Below are 23,924 nucleotides of genomic sequence, written 5' to 3'. Positions count from 1 at the left end.
CACTATGGCAAGATGCCAATATGTTAGTTACATTATGGAGATTGTAATTTGAAAATTCTTTTTTTTATTCTTTTATCTTTTATCTATGTTTTTGGTGATGCTGATCCTGATGCTCTTGTATTGCCAGCTAGTGTCGGTGAGTGCTCCGCAGAGCAAACTGCAAGCTGTAACGGAAAAGTTTGCAAGATCGACTTTGATGGCATGAAGCATTGTGTTACTGGTGCTCAAAATACATGGGTGGTATATCCATCAGATCCAACTTCAAATAATAGCCAATCAGTAACACTAGACGGATATCTTGATAATAACAATCCAGACAATACCCTTAGTAAGCAAGATAAATTTACAAGAATTTTTGGCGATATGGACGTTATAGGAGCTAGTGTCATCATGCCAAGAGTGCTTGGCTATAACTTTGATCCAAAGTCAAGTGCTGCTGGAGGTGATCCTTTGGTTGAAACCTCACAGATTATAGAAAAGGCATATGTCAATGAAGAGTCGAGCCTGGCTGGTAGGAGATTTAAAAACTCATCTCGCGCGACTTTTAAATTTGAAAATAAAAGTGAATTTGAACGAAATAATATAGATGGTAAAAAGATAAAATATGCAAGGCTCTACTGGGGCGGTGCTATATATGGTGAACGAACCGCAGAATACCAGCTGCTAAAGAATTTGTTTGAAGATATTTTTGGCTACTCTAGCGTTAAATTTAAAACACCAAAAGGAATATATACTGTAAAAGCTGATTATGATGATATCAAGTGGGAGAGTTCATTTACTTCTTATAATAAAAACTCAGTGCCAAGAGATACTTACTACCCATACTGCTATCATAAAGATCACCCAAATGATAAAACATATGCAAATTGGTGCGGTGATCCAAGTGGTAATTACAAAACTCCAGTTCACCATAGCTACGAAGACCCTAACATAGCCCAAAGATCAAATTTAGGTGCAAGAAGTGGTGCATCATACTTTGTCTATCAAGCAAGTGCTGATGTAACTAAACTAGTACAAGATAGCCTTGGCACAACTGAGGCTGGCAGGACATTTGCTGTTGGCAACATCGCATCAACCATCTTTAAATTATCTAGGAACTACAACTATAATGTAACGATAAGTAATGAAACAAGGACTTTAACCTTATCTTATGGTGCGGTTTTATATGGTGATGGAGGCTGGATATATAGCTATGTACCATCTCAGTTTGGTGGTTGGAGCTTAGTTATAGTATATGACTTCGGCGACAAGGTCGGAGAGACAGAGCACATAAAACCAAGGGATGTTAATATCTATAGTGGTATGGCAAATATCTCGCCTAATGTTGAAAGAAATAAAGTATTGCAAAGTGCACAAAAAACAGAGATAAATTTAAAATTTGAAGACTTTTTTACTCCATCTGCTGGAACTATAGATTCTAGTTTGGCATTTATGGGTTTTGGTGGACGCAAAGAGATCACAGGTGAAGATATAATGATAAAAAAGAAAGATGGTCCATTCGAGAGTCTTTTTACTGCCGCATCTCCGTCAGGATTAAATTTACAACACAATCAGTTTGACTCATCTATAACGAGATTTGGCAAACTTGCCAATGTAAATAAAAAATATAATGCAATGATGGATCTAGATATATTTGATATATCAAATTTCATGTCACATAGGCAAAGTGAGGTTGATATTAAGTTTAACGTAAAGGCTGAAAAGATAGGTGACAATATCCAAGGTGATAGGATAAATCTCGGAATGGCTGGTTTTTCAACGATACTTTATGACCCTGATGTTTGCTATGAAGAAACAATCTCTACTACCAAACAAAGTATAAATGCAGAAGGCAGAACTATATATATTGATGATATAGAAGTAAAAAAGGGAGGAGAGGGTACTACTTCAGTAAAACCTGGAACCTTGATAAAAGTTTTAACTACTATAAAAAATAGAGGCAATGAAGATGCAAACAAGGTTCAAGTAAAAGTCAATATTGATCCTAAATTTATGAGTTATGTGGATAAATCTGGTTGTACGGAAATTTTTAAACCTGGCGGATCAACCGTAGCATGCCCTATGGATGATAATGGAGCGCATTATTTTAAGAAATTAAGTGATTATAATCTAAGGTATTACGTCGGCCAAGACGCTAATAGGTCCCAAGGTGGTACAATAGAAAGATCATATCGATATCCAACAGATATTAGATTTGTAGGGACTGTAGGTGCAAATTCTGAATATCGTAAGATAGGCTATGAAGCTGAATATGAAAGTACTATCGCTGGTAAGACCATAAAATATAAAGGCAAGATAAATGAATGTGTGCCTAAAAACTACAACTTAACGGTAACTAATGAAGGGGAAAATAACTTCTATCCGCGAAGTAAAGCAGATGACGCAGGTCCAAATTTTAAAAATAGACTTTTTACAAAGATAGCAAACAAGCCTTTTGATATCACGATATCAAACTATGATAAGACTAGCGGGGCTTTAAAAGCACCTGACTCAAATACCGACGTGACGTTAAAGCTAGTGACTGATTGTAGCTCAAATAATTCGGTCATATCTGAAAAAACTTATAATTTTACTACCGCGACACACACTCTTACAAAAAGTGTAACAGTGCCGATACCATATCCATCTCTGCACGTAAAGCTTAGCTATCTTAATAAGCTTACAAATTTAACCGATGAAAAATGCGAAGACTTTGATACTTTTGCTGTTAGACCAGCCAAATTTGATATTTATGATTCGCCTAATGGCCCTATGATAGGTGGTAAAAGCCATACTGATTTTATAATCGGTGCTTATGATGCTAAAGGGGACCTTACAAAAGGATTTATAAGTACTGCAAGTAGTGATATGAAGGCTGGTGATGGAGCGCAAATACTGCCTAAGGTATTTGCTGGCTGCACTCTACCAGCAGATCTATCAGACAAAGATAGTAGAGAAAATAAATTTGAGATAAGCTTTAATAACCCAAATAAGGCTATCGGAGTTATTACAAATATTAGCACTAACAAAGTGGGACTTTCTTTTTCAGACATAGGAGATACAAATTTTTACGCTATGGACTCAGTCTATACAAGCGTGGATCAAGATACAAATCATGGAGATGACTGCGTAAAATCGTATAGTAGAGACTCTAGGAAAAACCGAAATAATCCACTGGATCTATACAATAATGATTTATCAATAGATCCAAATAATCCAAGTCACGATCCAGATGGCATGGGTAGGATAGGTTGTAACATAGTGTTTGAAGAACAACACAATCAACTAAATTTTATCCCAGAATATCTTGATGTGAGTGATTTTGAGATCATATCAAGTGACTTTTCATATATCTCAAATGAGGAAACTTTGTGGTCACCGACATTAAAATTTAAAGTAAAAGCAATGTTGTCTAATGAAAATCCAAGAGCTTCTGGCGACAATACAGCACATCTTTATAAAAGTGGCTGCTATGCAAGTAATGCTGTCTTTAATATAAAAGTAGGGAATATAATACCTAACTACATAGACAATAATGGTTCAAAATTAAGCAATGATGAAGATGGTGTTAAAAAGCTAAATAGTGAGATACTATTTTTCGGTACTACTGATCAAAATGCGATTGTTCAAAAGCTAAAAGCATCGCCTCATGACGGCGGCTATATGGTAAAAAAAGAGGCTTTTAGAAGTGATGGCACAGCTGAGGTATATCTCAAATTTAACTTCAAGCGCGAAAAAAATGTAGCTAAAAATCCTTTTGAGGTGACAAGTGATATATTTACTTTTACAAAATTAGCCGAAGATGAAAATAGCATAAATAAAACAAAAGGTAGCCAATACTTAAAACCATCTAGGAAAACATCGGCGAAATTTTACTACGCTAGGACATATGCACCTTACTATGAGGGACCAAATACTGGCTTTAAGGCAAAAATTTACTACGGAGTGTATTGCAATGGTTGCGACGAGAGTAAATTTATGTTGCAAAAACCAGGATCAAGCGCTCGCTGGGAGGAGTTTGCAGGTACGCACTCATGGTATGTAAATCCTTTTCACGATGCTAGTTATGGTAATGTCGATAGTTACAGCTTTTCAAATCACACTACGCGAGATACAGCAAAAGAGACAGCACTTAGTGACGGCATCAGCTACATTTATGTAAAAAATGACCGAGCAGTTACAGATATAGCCAAGATGCATACGAAAAACTGGCTCATATATAATGAATTTGATAAAGATGCAGCGACAAATGATTTCACAGTGAGATTTCTCGTGCCAAATGGCGACTGGGCTGGCAAGACCCTAAAAAGTGGCTCTAGCAAAGGTGACGTAGGAAATGTCATAGGCGGCGAAAACAACTTTAACGATCTAAGCGATAAGACAAATAGGAGAATTTCTTGGTAAAAAGAGGCTTTTCTCTTATAGAGCTTATCCTCTCGATAGTCGTTGTGGCGATCATCAGCACATCGATACCGCTTGTGCTAAAGACCACATCTGAGCTAAATCAAAAGGCGGTTACACAAGAGAGCTTGATGAATGCTAAGACCTATATGGGGCTTATCTTAAAAGCTCCCTTTAGCGACAAGGTCATCAAGGTTTCAACAAACATCGGCGGCAGTAGTGCTGAGACGGCTTACTTTTTTCCCATCATCCTAAAGCCAGGTGATCATAGAAATGAATTTTATAAGATAAACAAAATAACAGGCGATGGGCATAGAGTTTTTGCCTACGAAAATTCACCAGATCTAGCACCTGATACGGCAGTGAGATCTGTGGATTACTATGGCAGAATATTGGATAAAAATTTAAACACAACAAATCAAAATAGAGACTATATAGTTGGCTCAGACTATAATGTAATTGTGAATGAGAGCAATGGCTGGTTTAAGCCAAATTTAGGGCTAGATAACAGCGACGTAAAAGAGATAGTAGTAACTGCTACTGCATATAAAAATGACACAAAACAAGAGACGACATCAGTGCTAAGAGCTTACGCTTTTAACCTAGGCGAGGGCGGCTCGCTAAATACGAAAGCGTGGAAATGAAAAGAGCCTTTACTCTTCTTGAGCTTGTAGTCGTCATCGTCGTACTTGGTATCATCGCTATGATGAGCTTTAATGCCATAATGAACATCTACTCAAACTACTTTCAAACAAGGACAGTAAATGAGCTCGAGACGCAAACGGAGATCGCACTGGAGCAAATTTCAAAGAGGCTAGAGCACCGCATAAAGCCAAGCGTGATCGCTAGAAAAACTGATGGAGCTTTTTTGGCACTAAATGATAGCGGGGTAAATTTAAATGCCGAGTATGAAATTTTAGAATTTATCCCCTATGCGTATGAAATTTTTAATGACGTGCCTTCTGATAATAAAGCAGGCAGATATAGTGGCTACGCAGATCTTGCTAATAGCTCACCAGCAACTGGTCTTATAAGTCCTGGAAGTAATTTTACTACTGGAGTTGTCGAGACCATAAAAGATCTAACTTGCAGGGAAGATACAAATGCCACTTGTGTTGATTTTAAAAATAAAGATGGTGGCGTTGCAGCGATATTTTCTGATGTTTATTATGATGTGCAAAACTCTTTTGGGTATAAAGGTGTTTCAAATTTAGACATAGCAAAAGTTGGTGTAAAAAGCATAGACGGCGACACGCTAGAAATTTCAGGATTTGCTAACAAGCAAATTTCAGAGCAGTACCATCTAGCCTACACTGCAAACGCCATAGTACCAGAGCAGAGCCAGAGCCAAGCAGACAAAAATAACGGCGTCTTTGATCTAAATTTATACTACGACTATCGTCCATGGATGGGAGAAAAATATAAACAAAATGGCGAAAAGGCAACCCTTGCCAAAAACGTTACGAGGTTTGTTTTTACTGAAAAAAATGGCGTCATCGTGCTAAAGCTTTGCATGAGGGCAAAAAACTCAGAGATAACCATCTGCAAGTCAAAGGCGGTTTATTGATGAGGCGAGGATTTACGCTAATTGCAGCGATATTTTTTGTGGTGATCGCAAGCTCTATTTGTATGCTAGCTCTTTCGATCGCTAGCACTTCAGTTAAGCAAAATAGCGAAATTTATCTAAGAGAGCAAAGTGAGCTAGTAGCTCGCGCAGCGACAGAATACGCCATGCTAGCTATCATAAGCAATGACTTTTATAAAACTGGAGCAGTTTGCCTTGGCGACGAGCATAATCCGATAGCTGGCGAATTTGGCGATCTTTTTACCTTTAAAGTATATGTAAAATACTTTGGCGATATGGGCATTTGTTCTGGTGACGCAGTGGCTGCTACTGGAGCAAATCAAGGCACAATAATGCTTGACGTCTTTGTCAGCTCAAAACCAGGAAAAGCCTCAAATCCTATAAATTTTCACAAACGAACTCTTCAGAAACTTTAAAATTTTATAAAGATTTTACTTTAATTTGCTTTTAGTTTCGTCGTGTTATAATCATCTTACTTTCTATAAAGGAGATTGCGATGAACATAAGCATTGTAGGAAAACAATTTGAGCTAACAGAGCCCATCAAAAACTACATCCAAGACGCTTTTGACACCCTTGGCAAGTACAACCTTGACATCATCTCAGCAAGATGCGTAGTAGGAGCGGATGAAAAGCAAGGTAAAAAGGGCTTTAATGCAGAATTTTCTCTAAATATGGCACATAAAGACACGATAGTCGTCCGCCAAAAAGATAAAGATCTCTATGCGGCGATAGATCTTGCTATCGAAAAGGCTTCAAAAGTTTTAAGAAGAGAGCACGATAAGAAATTTACAGTAAAAGGCAAGGCTGATGATAAAGAATTTCGCTCTAGAATAGGCGAAGAAAAGATCGAAGGTGTCGAGGAGATCGTGCCTATGGAGCTTGAAATTTACAAACCTCTTGAGGTAGAAGAAGCGCTTGATAAACTAAAATCAAGCGATAAACAATTTTACGTATTTAACGATGTCGATGCCAAAATGCGCGTCATCTACAAAAGAACAGACGGAACTTTTGGTCTATACTAAATTTAGGGGCGCTTTGCCCCTAAATTATTTTTAATATAAATTCTCTATTCTTTAGTTATTTAAGCTATTTTTAAATGATTGCTAACTATAATACGACTTCTTTTAAGTGTTCCGGATTAGCTCAGCGGTAGAGTAGGTGACTGTTAATCACTTGGTCGCTGGTTCGAACCCAGCATCCGGAGCCATTCTTCTTAAAAAATCATTTTAAAACCCCGATTTTAACGATGTTTTAAAAACTTTAATTTTTCTTATTTTTTGTATTTTTCCCCCTTATTTCCCTTCAGCTTTATTGCTATTTCAAAGTATATTGTTCTGTTTTGATGTCAAAACATGATTATATGTTCGGCTTTTGGCGAAGTTAAAATAATTTTTTCATTCATCCTAGCTTCATTTTAGGCTTTTATAATGCGCTCATCTAAACAAAAGTTGGAAATCAAAAATAAAAGGATCAAAAATGAAAAAGGCATTAGGCGCAGCAGTTTTAGCAGTAGTTTTGGGAGTGACAGGCTTGCAAGCAGCCATCACATCAAAAGAGGCTTTAAACATAGCTGAGAAAAACTTTCCAGGCTCAAGCGTCAAAGATATCGAGATGAACGTCAAAAAGGGCGTGACTTTTTACAAGATAGAGTCATTTAAAGATGGTGTCAAACAAGAGATCAAGATCGATGCTAACAGCGGTCAGATCGTTAAAGTAGAGAATAAAAATAAAAAACATATCTTGCCGATCGAAGCGGTAGATTTTTCAAAATTTGCTCTTGGCATCGACGAGGCTGTGGCTAAAGCTCAAGCGCTTGAGGCTGGCTGGAGCCTTGATGAGGCAGAGCTTGATAATAAAAATGGTGCTTGGATATACAAAGTAGAGCTTAAGCGCGATAGGAGCGAGAAAAAAGTGATCATAAACGCTCAAAATGGCGAGATAATTGGTAACTTCACAAAGTGATCTAGCGCCCTTTTTGGGCGTTAAAATTTATAAAGGTGAAAAAGATGAGTGAAAATTTAGAGCAAAATTTAAACGATAACGTTGATGAGCAGGTTTTAGAGAAAAATTTGAATGAAAATTTTAGCCAAAGTGCGAGAGAAAATTTAAGTAAAAAAGCCAAGTCTGGCGTTTATAAAAATAGTTGCGAAAATTTAGGCAAGAGTGAGCAAAACCCTGAAAATTTAGATAAAAATTTAAGCCAAGCTTTTTCAAAATACAAAGCTCAAAATTTCTTTAAAAAAACGCTTGAGCTTTCGCTTCAAGGTGCAGCGGATTTGCTCATCTACGCTGGTAAGGCTGGAGTATGGCTATCAAATGCTTCAAACCGCCTAAAAGACGAGGCGCAAAGGGCGGAGCTATCAAAGATAAATGAAGAGCAGGCCAAATTTGAAAGAGTGGCTTGCATCTTGCCAGAAAAAGTTAAAGAGATCGTCACAGAGCGCCTAAAAGTAGAGCCAAACGAGGTGGAATTCGCGCCGATCTATCTAGCTAAAAAACAAAGTTTTGGCTCGCTTGGAGCGGAGTATTTTTATGAGGCAAGGGCTAAATTTAATGGCTTTTTATATGATTTTAAGATAGGCGCAGCAAATGGCGAAATTTTAAATCTAAAAATAAAAAGCCAAATTTGATAAAATAGCTGGCAAAACCAAGTGAGGCAGGTAAGGCAGGGATGAAAATTTTAGTCGTCGAGGACGAAATGGACCTAAATAGCGTCATTACAAGGCACTTAAAGAAAAACGGATATAGCGTAGATAGCGCGTTTAACGGCGAGGAGGCGATGGACTTTACCGCCGTCGCGCACTACGATCTTATCGTGCTTGATCTGATGATGCCGGTGATGGACGGACTTACATTTTTGCAAAGATCGCGCGCCGCAAAGCTAGCGACCCCTGTGCTGATACTAACGGCAAAGGACGATGTGGATGACGTTGTAAAGGGGCTTGACGCGGGCGGGGATGACTACTTGGTCAAGCCATTTGACTTTAAGGAGCTGCTAGCTAGGGTGCGCACGCTCATTCGCCGAAACAGCGGCAACGTGGCTAGTGAAATTTGCGCAGGTGAGCTCAAGATCGACCTTTCTAAAAAGTCAGTCGAATTTAGCGGCGAGCAGATCGAACTAACTGGCAAAGAGTATGAAATTTTAGAGTTTTTGATACTAAATAAGGGCAGAATTCTAACTCGCGACCAGATCAAAGAGCACGTCTGGGACTTTGACTACACGGGCGGCTCAAACGTCATTGACGTGCTTATAAAAAACATAAGAAAAAAGCTTGGCGAGTGCGAGGTGATCCAGACTAAAAGAGGGCTTGGTTATGTTGTTAAGGATTAAGCAAGTTCTCGCAAACATCCCGATAACGGCGCGCGTAACGCTTTGGTACTCGTTTTTTATCATCGTTATCGTGGCGGCTCTCATTGCCATCTCGGCGGTCGTGGCGGATGAGGTTTTTGAGGATGTGAGCCAAAAAAAGCTAGCCAAATCAGCCACCAAAATAGCCAATGATATGGATGAGTTTGAGCCATACGATGATGGGATATTTTTTATAAAATATAACGCAAAAGGCGATGTGATCGGTGGTTTGGCGCCAAAACACTTTCAAATTTCACTTAAAATGAACAGCGGTGCAGTGCGCCTTTTTGAAAACGGCGAAAACCGCTTTTACTACTACGACATTGCAGCTAGAGGCAAAGGGGTCTGGGTCAGAGGCGTGATAAATGCGGAGAAATTTTTTAAAAAAGAGGGGCTATTCTTACTGGCTCTTGGCGTTTTTGTGCCAGTTTTGTTTATTTTTGTGCTTTACGGTGGCTATAAAACGATAAAAAACGCGATGAAGCCAGTCGCTACGATGTCAAAAACTGCCCTTGAGATAGGCAGCAGCAGGGACTTTTCAAAGCGCATAGACCTACCTGCTGGCAAAGACGAGCTGCACGCACTTGCAAGCGTTTTTAACCAGATGCTCGACTCCCTAGAAAAAGTCTATCAAAGCGAGAAGCAGCTTACATCAGACGTCTCGCACGAGCTGCGAACGCCGCTATCTGTCATCATGGCTGAGAGCGACTACGCTAAAAATTACTCACAAAATTTAGACGAGGCCAAGGAGTCGCTGGAGGTCATCTCTAGGCAGTCAAGAAAGATAACCTCGCTGATAGATCAAATTTTAGAGCTCTCAAGGCTAGAAGCTGGCAGAAATTTGGAGCTAAAGCGCATAAATTTAAGCTCTATCTTACAAAATTTAGCCAGCGACTATGAGAAGCTAGCAAGCGCTAGGGGGCTAAAATTTAGCTGCGTGGTAGCGCCAAATGTCCAAATACTTGGCAACGAGCTGATGATATCAAGGCTGGTGGATAACTTTTTAAGCAATGCACTAAAATTTGCAGAAGCTAAGATCGAGCTAAATTTAACCCTCACAAAAACGCACGCACTTCTGTCTGTAAAAGACGATGGCTTAGGCATTTCTAAAAAAGATATCGAGCTAATCTGGAATAAATTTTACCAAGCTGATAGCTCAAGAAACAAAAGCCAAAACGCAGGTAGCGGACTGGGGCTTGCCATCGCTGCAAATATAGCTAAAATTCACGGCGCAAAGCTAGGCGTAAAAAGCGAAGCAGGAGCTGGAAGCGAATTTTGGGCAGAATTTGAGCTTGTAAATTTAAAGCAAGCATAAATTTAGGTGGTTTGCTAAGACAAAATTTATGCAAGAGCAAAACTAATATAAGAGCGAATTTAAATTTCATACAAAACGGCGTCTATTCATAAGCATAAGACTATCAAAGATACAAGATAGATTAAGCTAAAGCATTAAGATGTGTAATTTAATGTCCATTTAAATGGCTTTTAAAAGAGTTTGTAAAATAATGTAAAGAAAATTTCGCTACCTTGTTTTTGAGCAAAACTCACTTCAATTACGAATTAACCACACTTTTCTATGCCTTTTTATAACTTTGCTATCCAACATAACTTTACAAAATTTAACCAAGAGCTGCAAGACACGCATGCCGTAAGCCACGAACCACGCAAGCTACAAACTAAAAAGCAAAAACCAAAAAGACACTAAATTTAGTGTCTTTTATCGTTATCTTTCGCCAAGCTTCCCGCATGCATCAGCGCGGCACCTACTGCAGTGCGTCATCTGGTCTATATCGCCGCCTATCGATCTTCTTATGCGGTGGATCTCCTCGGTTGAAGGGGACTTTAAATTTTCAAAAGGGGTATCATGCACCGGTATCATCGCCATGCAGTTCATTATGTCAGCTCCCCACTGCTTTGCCTTTGCCGAGATGCTTTGGACGTGGTCCATATTGACCCCAGGGATGACTACGGTGTTTATCTTTACTAGCATGCCAGCCTCTTTTAGCTTGCGGATGCCCTCGTCCTGGCGCGCTAGCAGTATCCTAGCAGCCTCCTCGCCGTAGTAGTTTTTACCTTCATACCTCACCCACGAATAGACCTTTGAGCCAACATCTGGCGTCACGGCATTGACCGTCACTGTCACGTGGCTCACGCCAAGACGCACGATCTCATCCACATGCTCAGGCAGCGCTAAGCCATTAGTCGAGAGGCAAAGCAGGGCGTTTGGGAAGTGAGACTTGCACTTTTCAAAGGTCGCTAGCGTCTTGTCAGCATCGCACATCGGATCGCCAGGTCCAGCGATGCCGATGACAGATATGTCTTGTCTAAATTTAAAGAGCTTTTCTAAAAATTTCACCGATTCATCTGGTGTTTGCACCTTTGCTGTTACGCCAGGGCGATTTTCATTAGCGCAGTCATATATGCGGTTGCAGAAGTTGCACTGGATGTTGCAGTGAGGTGCTACTGGCAGATGCACGCGTCCGTAGTTAGCGGAGGCCTTTTTGTTAAAGCATGGGTGGTTGTCTAAATCAGCCTTAGTGCGAAAGATCATTAGCTCTTTTTCCTTCCAAATTTAATGGCATTTGCATGGCAGACATTTAGGCAGTCTCCGCAGTTTGTGCAGTTTATCTCATCAGGCCTTGTCCCCATCTCGCACTTGCGCAAGCATGCGTCGCAGTCGTCACAAGCACTCGTTTTATATACACGAAATATCGAAAATTTACGCAAAATTTCAAGCACGCCACCTGATGGACAGACGAAGCGGCACCAAAGGTTAGCTACGATTAGCGAGGCTAGCATGACTGAGATGATGACTGCCGTGCGAGTGACCCACTCCCATTCGCCAAAGCGAAGTGACAAAGTAACGGCAGTTAGGTACTCATCGCTCGTTCTTATAGGTATCATCATGCGAGGATTGCCCCAGACGAAATAGACCCAAAGGCTGATTGCTATGGTAGCTAGCATGCCTATTTGAGCGATTATCAGCTTTTTGCTGCGGATTTTTAGCTTGAAAAAGGCAAATTTACCAAGCATTTGATTGACAAAGCCAGCTGGACAGACCCAGCCACAAAATGCCCTGCCAAAGAGGATGACAAGCGCTGGGATAAATAGCCAAAATCCAAAAAACAGCGACGTGATCCGCCCCCAACAGGTGATGATAGGACAGTTTTGGCAATTTACAAAAGGCACTACAAAAGGGCATCTAAAAATGCCGTAATACGCCCATTGTCCGATGCTAGCTATAAAGATGAGCTGCACTAGGCGTCTTATCTTTGTTGTGGGAGAGTTTTTGCTTTTCTTTTTTAAATTTACGTTGCCGCATGCACTGCTATTAGAGCATGCGCTATCACAGCTACTACACATCTTTTACACCAAACCTTTCTATAAGCTCTAGCCCACGCGCTGAATAAATGGAGGTAAAGCCATGTTTTTCAAAAATTTCTTGCCCCTCAGTGCTGCAAACAAAGTCTGCAAAGTCATTTGCGAGCCTTTCATCTTTTACATATTTCATTATATTTAGCGTAAAAGTGAGCGGTCCAGGCGGGATGAGCTTTTCGTCAATGGGCATATACTCGATCTTATCTTTAAACCTATCATGCGTTGTTAGGCGCTTTTCGATGATCGAGGCGTCGCCCTTGCCATCAACTAGCTCGCACATCATATTTATGACGCATGATCCGTTTGCGACCATGTTTTTCATCACCGCATCAGTTAGGTTTGAGTTTTTTAAGATCCCTTTGACTGGACCACTGCCAGGGGGCGATGATCTAAGAGGCAGCATCACTCTAACTCCTGGTTCTGCAAGGTCCTTTAAGTCGCGAATGCCTGCTGGGTTGCCTTTTGGCACGACTAGGACGTAGTCAGTAAAGCATAGAGGCCTAAAATGGAGGCTAAGACCAGCTTTGCGAAGTTTTTTAGAAAGCTCTAAAACCCTTGCTCCAAAGAGCTCGGTCGTGCTTTGAAGTGCTAAAAGCGACTTGCCAAGAGCGCCAGCAAAGGCGCCGGTGTATTGGATGTTGTGCCCTGTTCTTGACTCGTAAATGGCGTTTAGCTCGTTAAATGCTTCAGACAAGCCTCCACACGACCAAACCTGAAGCGAGTCAGACTTAAATGGCGTAAAGCCAGCCAGTATCGTTTGTGGCGTGGCAGCAGCAGCTGTGGCTAAAGCACCTTTTAAAAAGCCACGGCGTGATATACCGGTTTGTTTTAATTCCACGAAATCTCCTTTTGGGATTTAAGAAATGTAAATTTGATATTTTCGGCACGCGAAACTTGTGAAATTTGACTTTTGTAATTTGCAAAAATGGTAGTTGAAGATAAATTTATGCAAATGTAAATTGCGACCGCAATCTAAATTTGAGTGATTATAGCCAAATGCTAGCTTAAAAATCGAGATAAATTTAAAAAGCGCAGGGGTAAATTTGCTAAAGTAAATTTATCGTTTAAAAAATAATTAAGATTTTAATCATCAAAAGACTTAAAAAGGTATATAATGCCTTTTTGCGATTTAAATGGAATTTATCTTAAAAATGGAGGTTTATCTTGAAAAATAATCTTAGCATTTCTCTTGTTTTATCTAGCATTTTATGTAGCTGCTTAGACGCTCAGGTCATGGATATAGGGACAAATTTTTATAGAGATTACCTTGATCTTGCGCAAAACAAAGGCATCTTTAAAGCCTCAGACGCTCCACTAGAATTTACGCAAAGAAACGGCACTAAATTTACGTTTGATAAGATCCCAAACAACAACGCAAGAAACAATAAAGGCAACTTTACCTCCCTTGGACGAAATTTTGTAGTTACGGCAAATCACACACTTCTTGCCTCAGCTGCTACAAATTTTAATGAAAACAGAGGCTGGTTTGGCAACACACTTTATGAATACGCAACAAATTCTACGCAAAAGCTTTATGGCGCAGACACAACATATCTGCGAACTTCAAAATACATAGTCGAAGGGCAGATCGACCCTCTGGATGTGCCAAATTTGGAGATCTCTAGTCAAGATCAAACAAAAGATGAGGCTAATGCAAAAAAGATAGAAGATCGTTTTAGAGATATAAAAAATAGCGGCGGAGCTAGCGGCGAGAACATCCTTGCATACGAGGCTGGCACAGGCTCACTTGCCCTTGAAAAGCCAAAGAGCGATTCAGATGGCTTTGCTGAGGTGATGAGCGCTACTGAGTTTGAGAACCAAAATATAGTAAATAACGCACTTGGCGCAAGCGTGAATGAGATAGGAGTGGCGTATTCTGCGGTTTATAAGAGCCATTACTCAAGTGTAAGCAAACCCGGGGTTTATCTATTTATGACTTCGAATAGGGGCTTTAGAAATAGGCTTTTGCCAGGAGATAGTGGCTCTGGGTTTTTTGTCTATGACACGGTAGCTCAAAAATGGGTCTTAGTAGGCGTTTTAACCGGAGTTGAGGATAATAAAAACTACGCTTCTATCGTTACTGCAAGAGATTTTAACGACTATAAAAAAGAGTATGAAAATTTAGTAAGTGGCGTAAATGTCCTAGGCAGCGCGCTAGTGCAAAATAAAGATAATATATTTAGCAGCGCAAATGGCTCAAACATCACGCTAAACTCTAATCTAGACTTAGGACATGGCGGTATCGTCGTAAATAGCGGAGATCTTACGCTAAATAGCACAAATGGTAGCAAGATAGCAAAATTTGCAGGTTTTGACATAGCTGGGGGTGCAAGTTTAAATTTAAACGTCGTTTCAGACACAAGCGTGCATAAGCTAGGCAAAGGCAGCTTGATAGTAAGCTCAAGTGGCAACAAACCACTAAGGCTAGGCGAGGGCGTGGTTGAGCTAAGAGCTTTAAATGCCTTTGATAAAATTTATCTAACAAGTGGCAGAGGGCTCTTAAGGCTTGGCGTGAATGAAAATTTAAATGACAAAATTTTCTTTGGCAATGGCGGTGGAGCGCTTGATCTAAATGGCTTTGATCAGACTTTTAACAACATATCAGCCAACTCAAGCGACGCGAAGATAACAAATGAAAACTCACAAAGAGCAACGCTTGCTATAAACGGTGAGAGTGGCAAAGATACGATATTTCACGCAAGTATCGATAAAAATATAGAGCTAAAACATAGCGGGCAGGGCAAGGAGCTTGTTTTTGACGGAGGATTTGACATTGATGGTGCTTTGAGCCTAGAAAATGCCAAGGTTACGCTCCAAGGACATCCAAAGACGCACGCCATTGGCGATGCTAGCGTTTTAACTCCCCTAGCAAAGAGCAAGATAGCCGCAGCTGGTCTAAGCGAGCCAGCCTATATGGATCTAACTCGCCCATCCACACTCTCTCAGCCTGACTGGGACGAGAGAAAATTTAGTGCAAAAGATGGCATAAAGCTTAACTCATCAGAGCTTACCATAGGCAAAGATGCTAAGCTAAATGGCGACATCACGGCTAAAAACTCGGTCATAAATTTAAGTGGCGAGCTAACTCACTATATCGATAAATTTGATGGCTCAAATACCTATGATGACGGCTTAAAGTATCGCCAGGATATTGAGAGTAAAAATTTACTTGTTAAAGACGTTAAATTTGACAATAAAATCGTCATGGATAGCGATAGTCTGCTAAGAGTAGGAGGAGGCGCAACTAAGCTAAAAGAGCTAGTTATAAACGGTAAAGATACGCCTTTAGCTAAAGATGTGCTCTTAGGAGATGGTAAATTTGAGGTAGAAAATTTAGAGGTTAGTGGCGCGCAAAAGCTTGGCTTTGAGCCTGATAGCCTCATAAAAAAGAGCCTAAAGATAAAGAGCTTTGGCAGTGAAAATGAGCCGATACTTGACTTTAAAAAGGTCCTAACCCTTGGCGCTGGGATGAAATTTGATGTTGATTTTACAGCAGCACTTAAAGGCGGCATGGCACTTGATAAAACATATACCTTAGTAAGCGCGCAAAATATCATAAATGAGGGCGCTATCTTTAACAACGAGCAAAAACTTGGGGATTTGTTTATGACCTACGCCATAAGTGACGGCAAGATCGTGATGAAGCTAAGTGATAAAAATGGAGAAAATCCGGCCGTTTCGTCCAATGTAGTGCAAGAGAGGGTTTCTAAATTTAGCCAAAGAGAAAATAAAATCCTAAGCATGCTAAAAGGCACGCCTGAATTTGTGCAAGCAATCTCAAGCGGTGACGATGAGGCACTAAGAAAACTAGCTCAAAAAGCAGATAAAGATATGAAAGAAATTTCTACTTCAGCTCTTAAAGTGAGCATAAAAGCCTTGCAAAACAGCAATGAGCTGATGAACTCTAGGTTATTTCAGGTCACGCAGCTAAGAGCAAAGGCTGATATCTCGCAGTTTAAGCTAGCTGGACTTGAAAGTGACATCATGCCAAGCGCGAAGATGGCTTACGAAGCAGCAGAAGCTAGCAGGGAGAGAAACAACTTCTGGGCAAATGTAAATGGTGCTTATTTTAAAGATAAAAAAAGCGATGGCGACCTTAAATTTTATGGTACAAATGTCGGTTATGACAGAGGTTACGACGAGTTTATCCTAGGGGTAAGTACTGGAGTAAGCAAGGCTAAATTTAGCTCAGATATATTAAAAGACGATGCCAAAATTTATAGTTTTGGTGCGTATGGGCTTTTTGAAAGAGGAGCTCACGAGATACAAAGTAACTTAAATTTTGCCTTTATAAACTCAAAACGCAGCCTAGATGAGGCGCAAAAAGCTAGCGTAAAAGGCAGAGGCATCCTCTCAAGCAACTACTATAAATATAAAATTTCACTTTCTAAAAGTGGTGAGTTTGAGCAAAGCATAAAGCCACTACTCGCACTAGAGCTTGGCGCTAACGGCATTGATGGATTTAAAAATGACCGATATGATCAAAAGAGCGTAAATGACTTTAATGTGGCTGTAGCAGCGGGAGTAGAATACGCTTTAAACAGCGAGAAAAACGCATTTAGCGTGCAATTTTTAGTAAAACAAAGTGTATATAACTCAGAAGATAAATCTTATGTTTCGCTTAATAATTCAAATGAGTATGTTGATTACAAACTTGATAACAATAAACTAAGCTATAAGCTTACTTTAAACTCAGACACCAAATTTAGCGAAAATTTAGTCCTCTCTTCTCAGCTAAGCGGCATGCTTGATAATGATAAAAACTACGGCATAAGTGGTGGTTTGAAGATCGAGTATAAATTTTAAATTTATGTCAAAGCGGATTTGAATTTCACTTTGACATTGGTAAAAATTGGTAATTTTGAAATCTAATGAAAAATAGTGAAATTTAAAACTTGAAAGTAGGTGGTGGGTTCACCAGGACTCGAACCTGGGACCATCCGGTTATGAGCCGGATGCTCTAACCAACTGAGCTATGAACCCACAGTTGAAAGAAAATCGTATTATACAAGAAAAAGCTTATCTAAATATAAAAATAGGCTTTTTAATATGGCGTATAAAACGAACAAATTTAAAAAGAAAAAGCCCTAAAATAGGGCTTATAAATTATTTATAATTTTTTATCGCAGCGTCTAAAATCTCTTTTGCAGCGTTTGCATCTTTAAATTCTTTCACCTTTACCCATTTGTTTGGCTCAAGAATTTTATAAGTTTCAAAGAAATTTTTGATCTTATTTAGTGTCGCAGTTGGCAAATCTTCGTAGCTTTTTATCGCCTCATATCTTGGATCGATCTTTGTAACTGGCACAGCCAAAAGCTTCTCATCCATACCTGCTTCATCCTCCATCACCAAAACGCCTATTAAACGGCAACGGATGACGCTACCAGCTTGGAGTGGATACTCGTTTAGCACTAAAATATCAGCTGGATCGCCGTCAGCTGCAAGTGTGTTTGGCACAAAGCCGTAGTTTGCTGGGTAGAACATAGCTGAGTAAAGCACGCGATCAACTACGACTGCACCGCTATCTTTGTCAATCTCGTATTTGATATTTGAGCCATAAGGTATTTCGATTACGGCATTGATTTTGTCTGGGTTTGAGCCAAATTTAATCTTTGAAACGTCCATATATTCGTCCTTTGTGTTAGAAATTTTCGTGATTTTAGTATTTTTTGCATTAAATACTCGTAAATTTAACTACTTTACAACCTCTACGCTCTACGCCATCTATGTCGATTTCTGTTTTTGTAAGCTCTTTATCCACCTCGCCTCTTATTCTTAAAAGCGTGTCTTCGTTGGCTGTCACATTGCCCCACTTGTTATTGTCAATCTCAACAACGATAGTATCGCCATTTTTATCAATAAATTCATATTTGTCTGATTTTATTTGTGACTTTATCTTGCCCTCAAGCACGACTTTAGCATCGTCATTTAGCTTTAATGCCTCTTTTGCGCTTATAACATTTTCGCTTTTGTGATTTGAGACAAAGCCTCCAGCCATTGCGATGCTAGCAGCCAGTGAAGCGATGAAGATTTTTTTCATTTTTATCCTTTTTGGTTGGTTGTTAAATTTAAAGGATATTGCATTTTTGGTGTTAATAGATGGTAAGTTTTAAAACCTTGCACCTTTTGATGCAAGGTCTGTGAATTATAGAAGTTTAGCTAGTAAATTTTTGATGTCAGCTACGATTTCGTCGATGCCACGCTCACCATTTACCACGTGAAGTAGCTCTTTTTCGCTGTAAAATTTGCGGATAGGTTTGATCGGATCAAGATAGACTTTCATGCGGTTGTTAAAGACTTCGTTATTGTCATCAGCACCTCTTGCACGGCCGAGCACTCTTGCTCTTGCCACATCTTCGCTAACGTCTACTTCGATGACACCTTTAAGAGAAATTTCTTTTTGTTCGCTTAATACCTTGTCAAGCTCTGTCATTTGTTCAACGCTTCTTGGGTAGCCGTCTATTATGATGTTTGATTTTTCTGAGCCTTTAATGGCTGATACGATCGCATTTACGACAACGTCAAGCGGAACCAAATTTCCTTTTGAGATAAAGCCATCTATCAGCTTACCAAGCTCGCTACCGCTAGCAACCTCAGCTCTTAAAAGATCGCCAGTTGAGAAGTGTGCAAATTTCTCATCTTGCTGTGCGATGATCGATGCGTCTGTTGTTTTGCCGCTGCCTGGAGCGCCTATGATTAAAAATAAATTCTTCATTTTTTCCCTTTTATTGCCTTTGTCTTTTGAGCGCTTTTTGCGGAGCTAGTAAAATTTAGCTTGATGAACTAAGTGTTCTATCTGCGCAAAATTTTACGTCGCAACCACAAAAATCATCTCAAACTACTTAGGCAAGTTTTGATTTAATTAGCCACCAAGTTGGAGGAATCTTTTTATAAATTTAAATTTAGGATGGAATTTTGTCTAAGAAAAATGTTTAAAGACAAAATCCCATCTCTTTTTAAAGGCAAATTTTAAGCCTTTTGCTCTTTTTCTCTTATCCTTAGTCCTAGCTCCCTAAGTTGTTCGTTGCTAGCGTAGCTTGGCGCCTTTGTGAGTGGGCACTGAGCGCGCTGTGTTTTAGGGAAGGCTATGACGTCGCGGATCGAGCTTGCTTTATTTACAAGCATGTTTAATCTGTCAAAGCCGATCGCGATACCACCATGTGGAGGCGCACCAAATGTCAAGGCATCAAGCAAGAAGCCAAATTTCTCACGCTGCTCGGCTTCATCTATGCCAAGAAGCTTAAAGACTTTTTGTTGGATGTCGTTTTTGTGAATTCTTATACTTCCGCCGCCAAGCTCAAAGCCGTTTAGCACGACGTCGTGAGCGATAGAGAGGATGTCTTCAAGATCAGGCTCATCTATATTTTTTGGCATTGTAAATGGATGGTGCATCGCAGAGTAGCTGCCATCGTCATTTTGCTCAAACATTGGGAAGTCAAGCACCCATAAGAACTCAAGTCTATCTTGATCGATGATGCCCATTTGCTCAGCTAGGAAAATTCTAAATCGTCCCATATAATCAAGCACGATTTTTTTCTTACCAGCACCAAAGAATACGACGTCGCCAACTTTTAGCTCACATCTTGAGACGATCTCGTCAAGATCGCTTTGCTCGAAAAATTTGCAAAGTGGGCCTTTTAAACCATCTTCTTTCATCTGGAAGTATCCAAGGCCTTGTGCGCCAAATTTACGTACAAATTCTTCAAATCTATTCATCTCGCGCTTACTAAAGATGTTGTCGCCATTTGGCACTTTTAGCGCTTTTATGCGGTTTTTCTTCTTATCTTTTGCGATAGAGCTAAAAATTTCATTGCTTGAGCGCTCGAAAATATCGATCACATCGATCATTTTTAGATCATATCTAAGATCAGGCTTGTCTGAGCCGTAAGTCTCAGTCGCCTCTTTGTAGCTCATGCGTCTAAATGGCGTTTTGATGTCGTGTCCGCAAGCTTTAAAGATATCTTTTAGCATTGTCTCAGCCATATTTATGATATCTTCTTGCTCGACAAAGCTCATTTCGATATCTATTTGAGTAAATTCTGGTTGGCGATCAGCCCTTAAGTCCTCGTCGCGGAAGCATTTTGCTATCTGAAAATATTTATCAAAGCCAGAGCACATTAAAAGTTGTTTAAATAGCTGTGGGCTTTGCGGAAGCGCGTAAAACTGACCTGGATATACGCGGCTTGGCACTAGGTAGTCTCTCGCACCTTCTGGAGTTGCGCGTGTTAAAACTGGAGTTTCAAACTCGATAAAGCCCATTTTATCTAGGCTGTTTCTAGCTGCGATTGCCGCACGAGAACGCATTTTAAAGATATTTTGCAAGCGTTCGCTTCTAAGGTCTAAAAAGCGGTATTTTAGCCTGATGTCCTCATTTACGCTCTCATCGCCTATCATAAATGGTAGTGGCTCGCTTGGATTTTCGATGATGAGCTCGCTTACTATCACCTCTATCTCGCCAGTTTTTAGCTTTGGATTGGTTAGTCCTTCGCCCCTAGCTCTTACTTTTCCTTTTGCTTTTAAGACATATTCATCTCTTACTTTTGCAGCCACGTCGTGTGCTTCTTTGCTGTCAGCAGGATCGCAAACTAATTGTATAAGCCCGCTAACGTCTCTTAAGTCGATGAAAACGACGCCACCGTGGTCTCTATATGTGTTTGCCCAGCCACAAAGTATTACTTCTTTGCCGATATCAGCTTTGCTAAGATCGGTGCAATAATGACTTCGCATAAAATGCTCCTTTGCAATGTTTTTTAGGCAATTATAATCGCTTTTTTCTTTTGAAAAGCTTTGTTAAAATAAAATATGTTACAATCATTTCTATGAAAAATGAACAAAAATTTAATACCACAAACGCCAAAAAAGTGGGACTTATCGCGAAAGATTATCCATTATTTAAGCAGGATTTAGCAAAGCTAGAAAAAATTTTAAAAAAGTATAACGCTGAAATTTTGCTTGAAAAAAGCTGTGCAAAGCAGGTAGAAAAAAGTGGCTTTGAGCTGATAAAACTAGCCAAAGAGTGCGAATTTCTTATCACGCTTGGCGGTGACGGCACGATCATCTCAACTTGCAGAAAGCTAGCTCACATCTCGCCGCTAATCCTAGGCATACACGCTGGTAGGCTAGGCTTTTTAACGGATATCACGATAAATGAGAGTGAGAAGTTTTTTAAAGACTTTTTTGATGATAAATTTGAGGTAGAAACGCCTTTTATGCTTGATGTTACGCTTCACAAAAATGATGGCAAAACTGAGAAAAAGATAGCATTTAACGACGCGGTCATCGTTAGTAAAAATGGCGGCTCGATGACGCATATCGAGGCACTTTTAAATGAAAAGTATTTTAACTCATATTACGGGGACGGCGTCATAGTGGCGACACCAGCAGGAACTACGGCATATAACATGAGCGCAAATGGCCCTATCATATATCCATTAAGCGAGGTCTTTGCGCTAACTCCCATCTGCTCGCACTCGCTCACGCAGCGTCCAGTCGTGCTTACGAAAAACCACACGGTCAAATTTAGAACAAATAGCGACGCCATTTTAGTTATAGACGGACAAGACCGCTTTGATATGAGTAAAATTTCAGCCGTCAGCATGAGTCTGAGCGAGAAAAAAGCGAGGCTGATACGCCATATTGGCAGGGATTATTTTCAAATTTTAAAAGAGAAACTTCACTGGGGTTATAATGATTGATCGAATTTTGATTAAGGATTATCTAAATTTTAAAAATGTCGAGCTAAATTTCAAAGAGGGTCTTAGCGTATTTACTGGCGTTAGCGGCGCTGGTAAGTCGGTACTGATGAGTGCCATAATGGCTGTTTTTGGGCTAAAAGACAGCGAGGCAAGGCTAATTGAGGCTGACGTGGAGCATAAATTTGAGCTTGATGAGTTTGGCATAGAAAACGAAGAGGTCAATATTTTTAAGCTTTTAAAAGATAAGAGCACGAGGTATTTTATAAATCAACAAGCCATCTCAAAGAAAAATTTAGCCCAAGTGGCGCGCGAGCACATCAAATATCTCTCGGCAAAAGAGGCAAATGAATTTGAAAATGAGAAATTTCTAAATTTGCTTGATAGGCTTGAAATTTCAAAAAATGAGAAATTTAAAGAGATAAAGCAGGAATTTGAAGAGGCATTTTTGGAATTTTCTAAAATTTCAAAAGAGCTAGCCACTATAAAAGAGGAAGAGAAAAAGGTCGAGGAGCTAAAGGAGCTTGCTAGCTTTGAGATCGAGAAGATAAGAAGCGTCGGGCCTAAAAAAGGCGAGTTTGAAGAGCTTATGGAGACTAAAAAAAGGCTTAGTAAAAAAGATAAGATAAATGAGGCGTGGGCTAGAGCTGAGCGGATATTTGAGCTAGAGCACAGCGTAAATGAGGCGCTAAGTATCAGCGACCTTGACAACGGCTTTTTTGAAGATGCGATGAACGAGCTAAGGATCGCAAGAGATAGCCTAAATATGGAGGAGCTTGACGATATCGACGTGGAGAGCGTGCTTGATAGGATAGAAGCTCTTAATGCCATCATTAGGCGCTACGGCAGCGAGGAGGAGGCGCTAGAAGCGCTTGCTAAAAAAGAAAAAGAGCTTGCCAGATATGAAAATTTAAGCTTTGAAAAGAGCGAGCTTGAGAAGAAATTTGAAATTTTAAGCAAAAAGGCAAATGAGCTGGCTGGCACTTTAAGCAAGGCAAGGAGCGTAAATTTAAAAGAGCTTGAGGCGATGATAAATTTATACCTAAAAGAGCTTTATATGCCAGATATTACGCTAAATATCGAGGCTAAAAAGCTTGATATCTTGGGAGTTGATGAAATTTGTCTAAATTTAAACGAGACCTCGCTTAAAAATTTAAGCTCAGGCGAGCTAAACCGCTTAAGGCTGGCTTTCATAGCTGCTTCTAGCGAGATCACAAAAACGGGCGGAGACGTCATAATTTTAGATGAAATAGATGCAAATTTAAGCGGAAAAGAGGCGATGAGTATCGCAAATGTCTTGCTTAAGCTTGCAAATTTTTATCAAATTTTTGCCATTTCGCACCAGCCGCAGCTTAGTTCAAAGGCAAATTCGCACTTTTTAGTAGAGCGTCACGGCGAGAGCTCGGTCGTAAGAGAGCTTGACAAAGAGGAGCGTGTAAATGAGCTTGCGCGTATGATAAGCGGTGAGCATATCAGCGAAGAGGCGATAAATTTCGCAAAAGGACTTTTAAAATAGCTTGAAATTTAAGTTTTAAATT

19 protein-coding genes and 2 tRNA genes are annotated in these 23,924 nt (G+C 39.9%); 13 read left to right on the top strand and 8 right to left on the bottom strand.

The genetic code is table 11. From position 1 onward, the window contains the following. Positions 1 to 48 precede the first annotated feature (48 nt). The 10 genes from CVS81_RS04225 to CVS81_RS04180 all read left to right on the top strand — a co-directional run bounded on the left by CVS81_RS04225 (position 49) and on the right by CVS81_RS04180 (position 10,631). Positions 49 to 4,383, top strand: coding sequence for a hypothetical protein (locus CVS81_RS04225; RefSeq protein WP_107965184.1), 4,335 nt, complete (start codon positions 49 to 51; stop codon positions 4,381 to 4,383). Further along, entirely contained in the window at positions 4,377 to 5,024 is a 648-nt protein-coding gene (locus CVS81_RS04220; RefSeq protein ID WP_107965183.1) for a type II secretion system protein, read from the top strand. Before CVS81_RS04225 ends, CVS81_RS04220 begins: the two co-directional genes overlap by 7 nt. Beyond that, positions 5,021 to 5,947 carry a prepilin-type N-terminal cleavage/methylation domain-containing protein gene (locus tag CVS81_RS04215; RefSeq protein ID WP_107965182.1) on the top strand — a complete coding sequence of 309 codons (927 nt, stop codon included), beginning with the start codon at positions 5,021 to 5,023 and terminating at the stop codon, positions 5,945 to 5,947. The genes CVS81_RS04220 and CVS81_RS04215 overlap by 4 nt, the downstream gene beginning before the upstream one ends. Continuing rightward, on the top strand, positions 5,947 to 6,381 hold the full coding sequence (locus CVS81_RS04210; protein ID WP_021084452.1) for a hypothetical protein: 435 nt from the start codon (positions 5,947 to 5,949) through the stop codon (positions 6,379 to 6,381). Before CVS81_RS04215 ends, CVS81_RS04210 begins: the two co-directional genes overlap by 1 nt. 80 nt (positions 6,382 to 6,461) lie before the next feature. After that, on the top strand, positions 6,462 to 6,989 hold the full coding sequence (hpf, locus tag CVS81_RS04205; RefSeq protein ID WP_004317788.1) for a ribosome hibernation-promoting factor, HPF/YfiA family: 528 nt from the start codon (positions 6,462 to 6,464) through the stop codon (positions 6,987 to 6,989). Positions 6,990 to 7,099: 110 nt separating this feature from the next. Next, positions 7,100 to 7,174: transfer RNA gene (locus CVS81_RS04200), tRNA-Asn, on the top strand. Between the two features lie 269 nt (positions 7,175 to 7,443). After that, on the top strand, positions 7,444 to 7,929 hold the full coding sequence (locus tag CVS81_RS04195; RefSeq protein ID WP_107965181.1) for a PepSY domain-containing protein: 486 nt from the start codon (positions 7,444 to 7,446) through the stop codon (positions 7,927 to 7,929). Positions 7,930 to 7,973: 44 nt separating this feature from the next. Continuing rightward, entirely contained in the window at positions 7,974 to 8,597 is a 624-nt protein-coding gene (locus tag CVS81_RS04190; protein ID WP_107965180.1) for a hypothetical protein, read from the top strand. Between the two features lie 41 nt (positions 8,598 to 8,638). Continuing rightward, the gene (locus CVS81_RS04185; RefSeq protein ID WP_107965179.1) at positions 8,639 to 9,298 is read left to right on the top strand and encodes a response regulator transcription factor; all 660 of its coding nucleotides are present in this window, start codon (positions 8,639 to 8,641) and stop codon (positions 9,296 to 9,298) included. Beyond that, on the top strand, positions 9,282 to 10,631 hold the full coding sequence (locus CVS81_RS04180) for a sensor histidine kinase (protein ID WP_107965178.1): 1,350 nt from the start codon (positions 9,282 to 9,284) through the stop codon (positions 10,629 to 10,631). Before CVS81_RS04185 ends, CVS81_RS04180 begins: the two co-directional genes overlap by 17 nt. Before the next feature lie 408 nt (positions 10,632 to 11,039). Here CVS81_RS04180 and nifB read toward each other — a convergent pair whose 3' ends face one another. From nifB to CVS81_RS04165, 3 genes are read right to left on the bottom strand one after another with little or no spacing between them, the layout of a single operon-like run. Continuing rightward, positions 11,040 to 11,867 (bottom strand): nitrogenase cofactor biosynthesis protein NifB, encoded by an 828-nt coding sequence (nifB, locus tag CVS81_RS04175; protein ID WP_107965177.1) that lies wholly within the window; start codon positions 11,865 to 11,867, stop codon positions 11,040 to 11,042. Beyond that, the gene (locus CVS81_RS04170) at positions 11,867 to 12,679 is read right to left on the bottom strand and encodes a 4Fe-4S binding protein (RefSeq protein WP_107965176.1); all 813 of its coding nucleotides are present in this window, start codon (positions 12,677 to 12,679) and stop codon (positions 11,867 to 11,869) included. Before CVS81_RS04170 ends, nifB begins: the two co-directional genes overlap by 1 nt. After that, the gene (locus CVS81_RS04165; protein ID WP_107965175.1) at positions 12,672 to 13,532 is read right to left on the bottom strand and encodes a substrate-binding domain-containing protein; all 861 of its coding nucleotides are present in this window, start codon (positions 13,530 to 13,532) and stop codon (positions 12,672 to 12,674) included. The genes CVS81_RS04170 and CVS81_RS04165 overlap by 8 nt, the downstream gene beginning before the upstream one ends. A 326-nt stretch (positions 13,533 to 13,858) precedes the next feature. Between CVS81_RS04165 and CVS81_RS04160 the strand changes: the two genes are divergently transcribed. Next, the gene (locus CVS81_RS04160) at positions 13,859 to 17,500 is read left to right on the top strand and encodes a S6 family peptidase (RefSeq protein ID WP_107965174.1); all 3,642 of its coding nucleotides are present in this window, start codon (positions 13,859 to 13,861) and stop codon (positions 17,498 to 17,500) included. A gap of 100 nt (positions 17,501 to 17,600) precedes the next feature. On the opposite strand, the gene CVS81_RS04155 is transcribed toward CVS81_RS04160, so the two are convergent. The 5 genes from CVS81_RS04155 to aspS form a co-directional block, all read right to left on the bottom strand. Then, positions 17,601 to 17,677 (bottom strand) — tRNA-Ile (locus tag CVS81_RS04155). A gap of 123 nt (positions 17,678 to 17,800) precedes the next feature. After that, positions 17,801 to 18,319, bottom strand: a complete 519-nt coding sequence (ppa, locus tag CVS81_RS04150; RefSeq protein WP_107965173.1) for an inorganic diphosphatase — start codon at positions 18,317 to 18,319, stop codon at positions 17,801 to 17,803. A 49-nt stretch (positions 18,320 to 18,368) separates the two neighbouring features. Next, a complete protein-coding gene (locus tag CVS81_RS04145) occupies positions 18,369 to 18,734 on the bottom strand; it encodes a NirD/YgiW/YdeI family stress tolerance protein (protein ID WP_107965172.1) in 366 nt (121 codons plus the stop codon). Between the two features lie 105 nt (positions 18,735 to 18,839). Further along, positions 18,840 to 19,409, bottom strand: coding sequence for an adenylate kinase (locus tag CVS81_RS04140; protein WP_107965171.1), 570 nt, complete (start codon positions 19,407 to 19,409; stop codon positions 18,840 to 18,842). A 254-nt stretch (positions 19,410 to 19,663) separates the two neighbouring features. Next, complete coding sequence (aspS, locus tag CVS81_RS04135) at positions 19,664 to 21,421, bottom strand: aspartate--tRNA ligase (protein ID WP_012140086.1); 1,758 nt, start codon at positions 21,419 to 21,421, stop codon at positions 19,664 to 19,666. Between the two features lie 92 nt (positions 21,422 to 21,513). On the opposite strand from aspS, the gene CVS81_RS04130 reads away from it, so the two are divergent. Both CVS81_RS04130 and CVS81_RS04125 read left to right on the top strand, forming a co-directional pair. Then, positions 21,514 to 22,389 (top strand): NAD(+) kinase, encoded by an 876-nt coding sequence (locus tag CVS81_RS04130; RefSeq protein WP_107965170.1) that lies wholly within the window; start codon positions 21,514 to 21,516, stop codon positions 22,387 to 22,389. Beyond that, positions 22,382 to 23,902, top strand: coding sequence for an AAA family ATPase (locus tag CVS81_RS04125; protein WP_199907146.1), 1,521 nt, complete (start codon positions 22,382 to 22,384; stop codon positions 23,900 to 23,902). The genes CVS81_RS04130 and CVS81_RS04125 overlap by 8 nt, the downstream gene beginning before the upstream one ends. The last annotated feature ends 22 nt before the right edge of the window (positions 23,903 to 23,924 follow it).

This window comes from Campylobacter concisus (genome assembly GCF_003049065.1).
Taxonomy (GTDB): domain Bacteria; phylum Campylobacterota; class Campylobacteria; order Campylobacterales; family Campylobacteraceae; genus Campylobacter_A; species Campylobacter_A concisus_BE.
Note: the sequence above shows the minus strand (reverse complement) of the source record. Positions and strands in the feature narration are given on the sequence as shown.

Bases quoted from the DNA above. Each gene is read 5' to 3' on its own strand.
- CVS81_RS04195 (WP_107965181.1), top strand. From the start codon at position 7,444: ATGAAAAAGGCATTAGGCGCAGCAGTTTTAGCAGTAGTTTTGGGAGTG.
- CVS81_RS04145 (WP_107965172.1), bottom strand. From the start codon at position 18,734: ATGAAAAAAATCTTCATCGCTTCACTGGCTGCTAGCATCGCAATGGCT.
- nifB (WP_107965177.1), bottom strand. From the start codon at position 11,867: ATGATCTTTCGCACTAAGGCTGATTTAGACAACCACCCATGCTTTAAC.
- aspS (WP_012140086.1), bottom strand. From the start codon at position 21,421: ATGCGAAGTCATTATTGCACCGATCTTAGCAAAGCTGATATCGGCAAA.
- ppa (WP_107965173.1), bottom strand. From the start codon at position 18,319: ATGGACGTTTCAAAGATTAAATTTGGCTCAAACCCAGACAAAATCAAT.
- CVS81_RS04210 (WP_021084452.1), top strand. From the start codon at position 5,947: ATGAGGCGAGGATTTACGCTAATTGCAGCGATATTTTTTGTGGTGATC.
- CVS81_RS04130 (WP_107965170.1), top strand. From the start codon at position 21,514: ATGAAAAATGAACAAAAATTTAATACCACAAACGCCAAAAAAGTGGGA.
- CVS81_RS04190 (WP_107965180.1), top strand. From the start codon at position 7,974: ATGAGTGAAAATTTAGAGCAAAATTTAAACGATAACGTTGATGAGCAG.
- CVS81_RS04180 (WP_107965178.1), top strand. From the start codon at position 9,282: ATGTTGTTAAGGATTAAGCAAGTTCTCGCAAACATCCCGATAACGGCG.
- CVS81_RS04125 (WP_199907146.1), top strand. From the start codon at position 22,382: ATGATTGATCGAATTTTGATTAAGGATTATCTAAATTTTAAAAATGTC.
- CVS81_RS04140 (WP_107965171.1), bottom strand. From the start codon at position 19,409: ATGAAGAATTTATTTTTAATCATAGGCGCTCCAGGCAGCGGCAAAACA.
- CVS81_RS04215 (WP_107965182.1), top strand. From the start codon at position 5,021: ATGAAAAGAGCCTTTACTCTTCTTGAGCTTGTAGTCGTCATCGTCGTA.
- hpf (WP_004317788.1), top strand. From the start codon at position 6,462: ATGAACATAAGCATTGTAGGAAAACAATTTGAGCTAACAGAGCCCATC.
- CVS81_RS04185 (WP_107965179.1), top strand. From the start codon at position 8,639: ATGAAAATTTTAGTCGTCGAGGACGAAATGGACCTAAATAGCGTCATT.
- CVS81_RS04170 (WP_107965176.1), bottom strand. From the start codon at position 12,679: ATGTGTAGTAGCTGTGATAGCGCATGCTCTAATAGCAGTGCATGCGGC.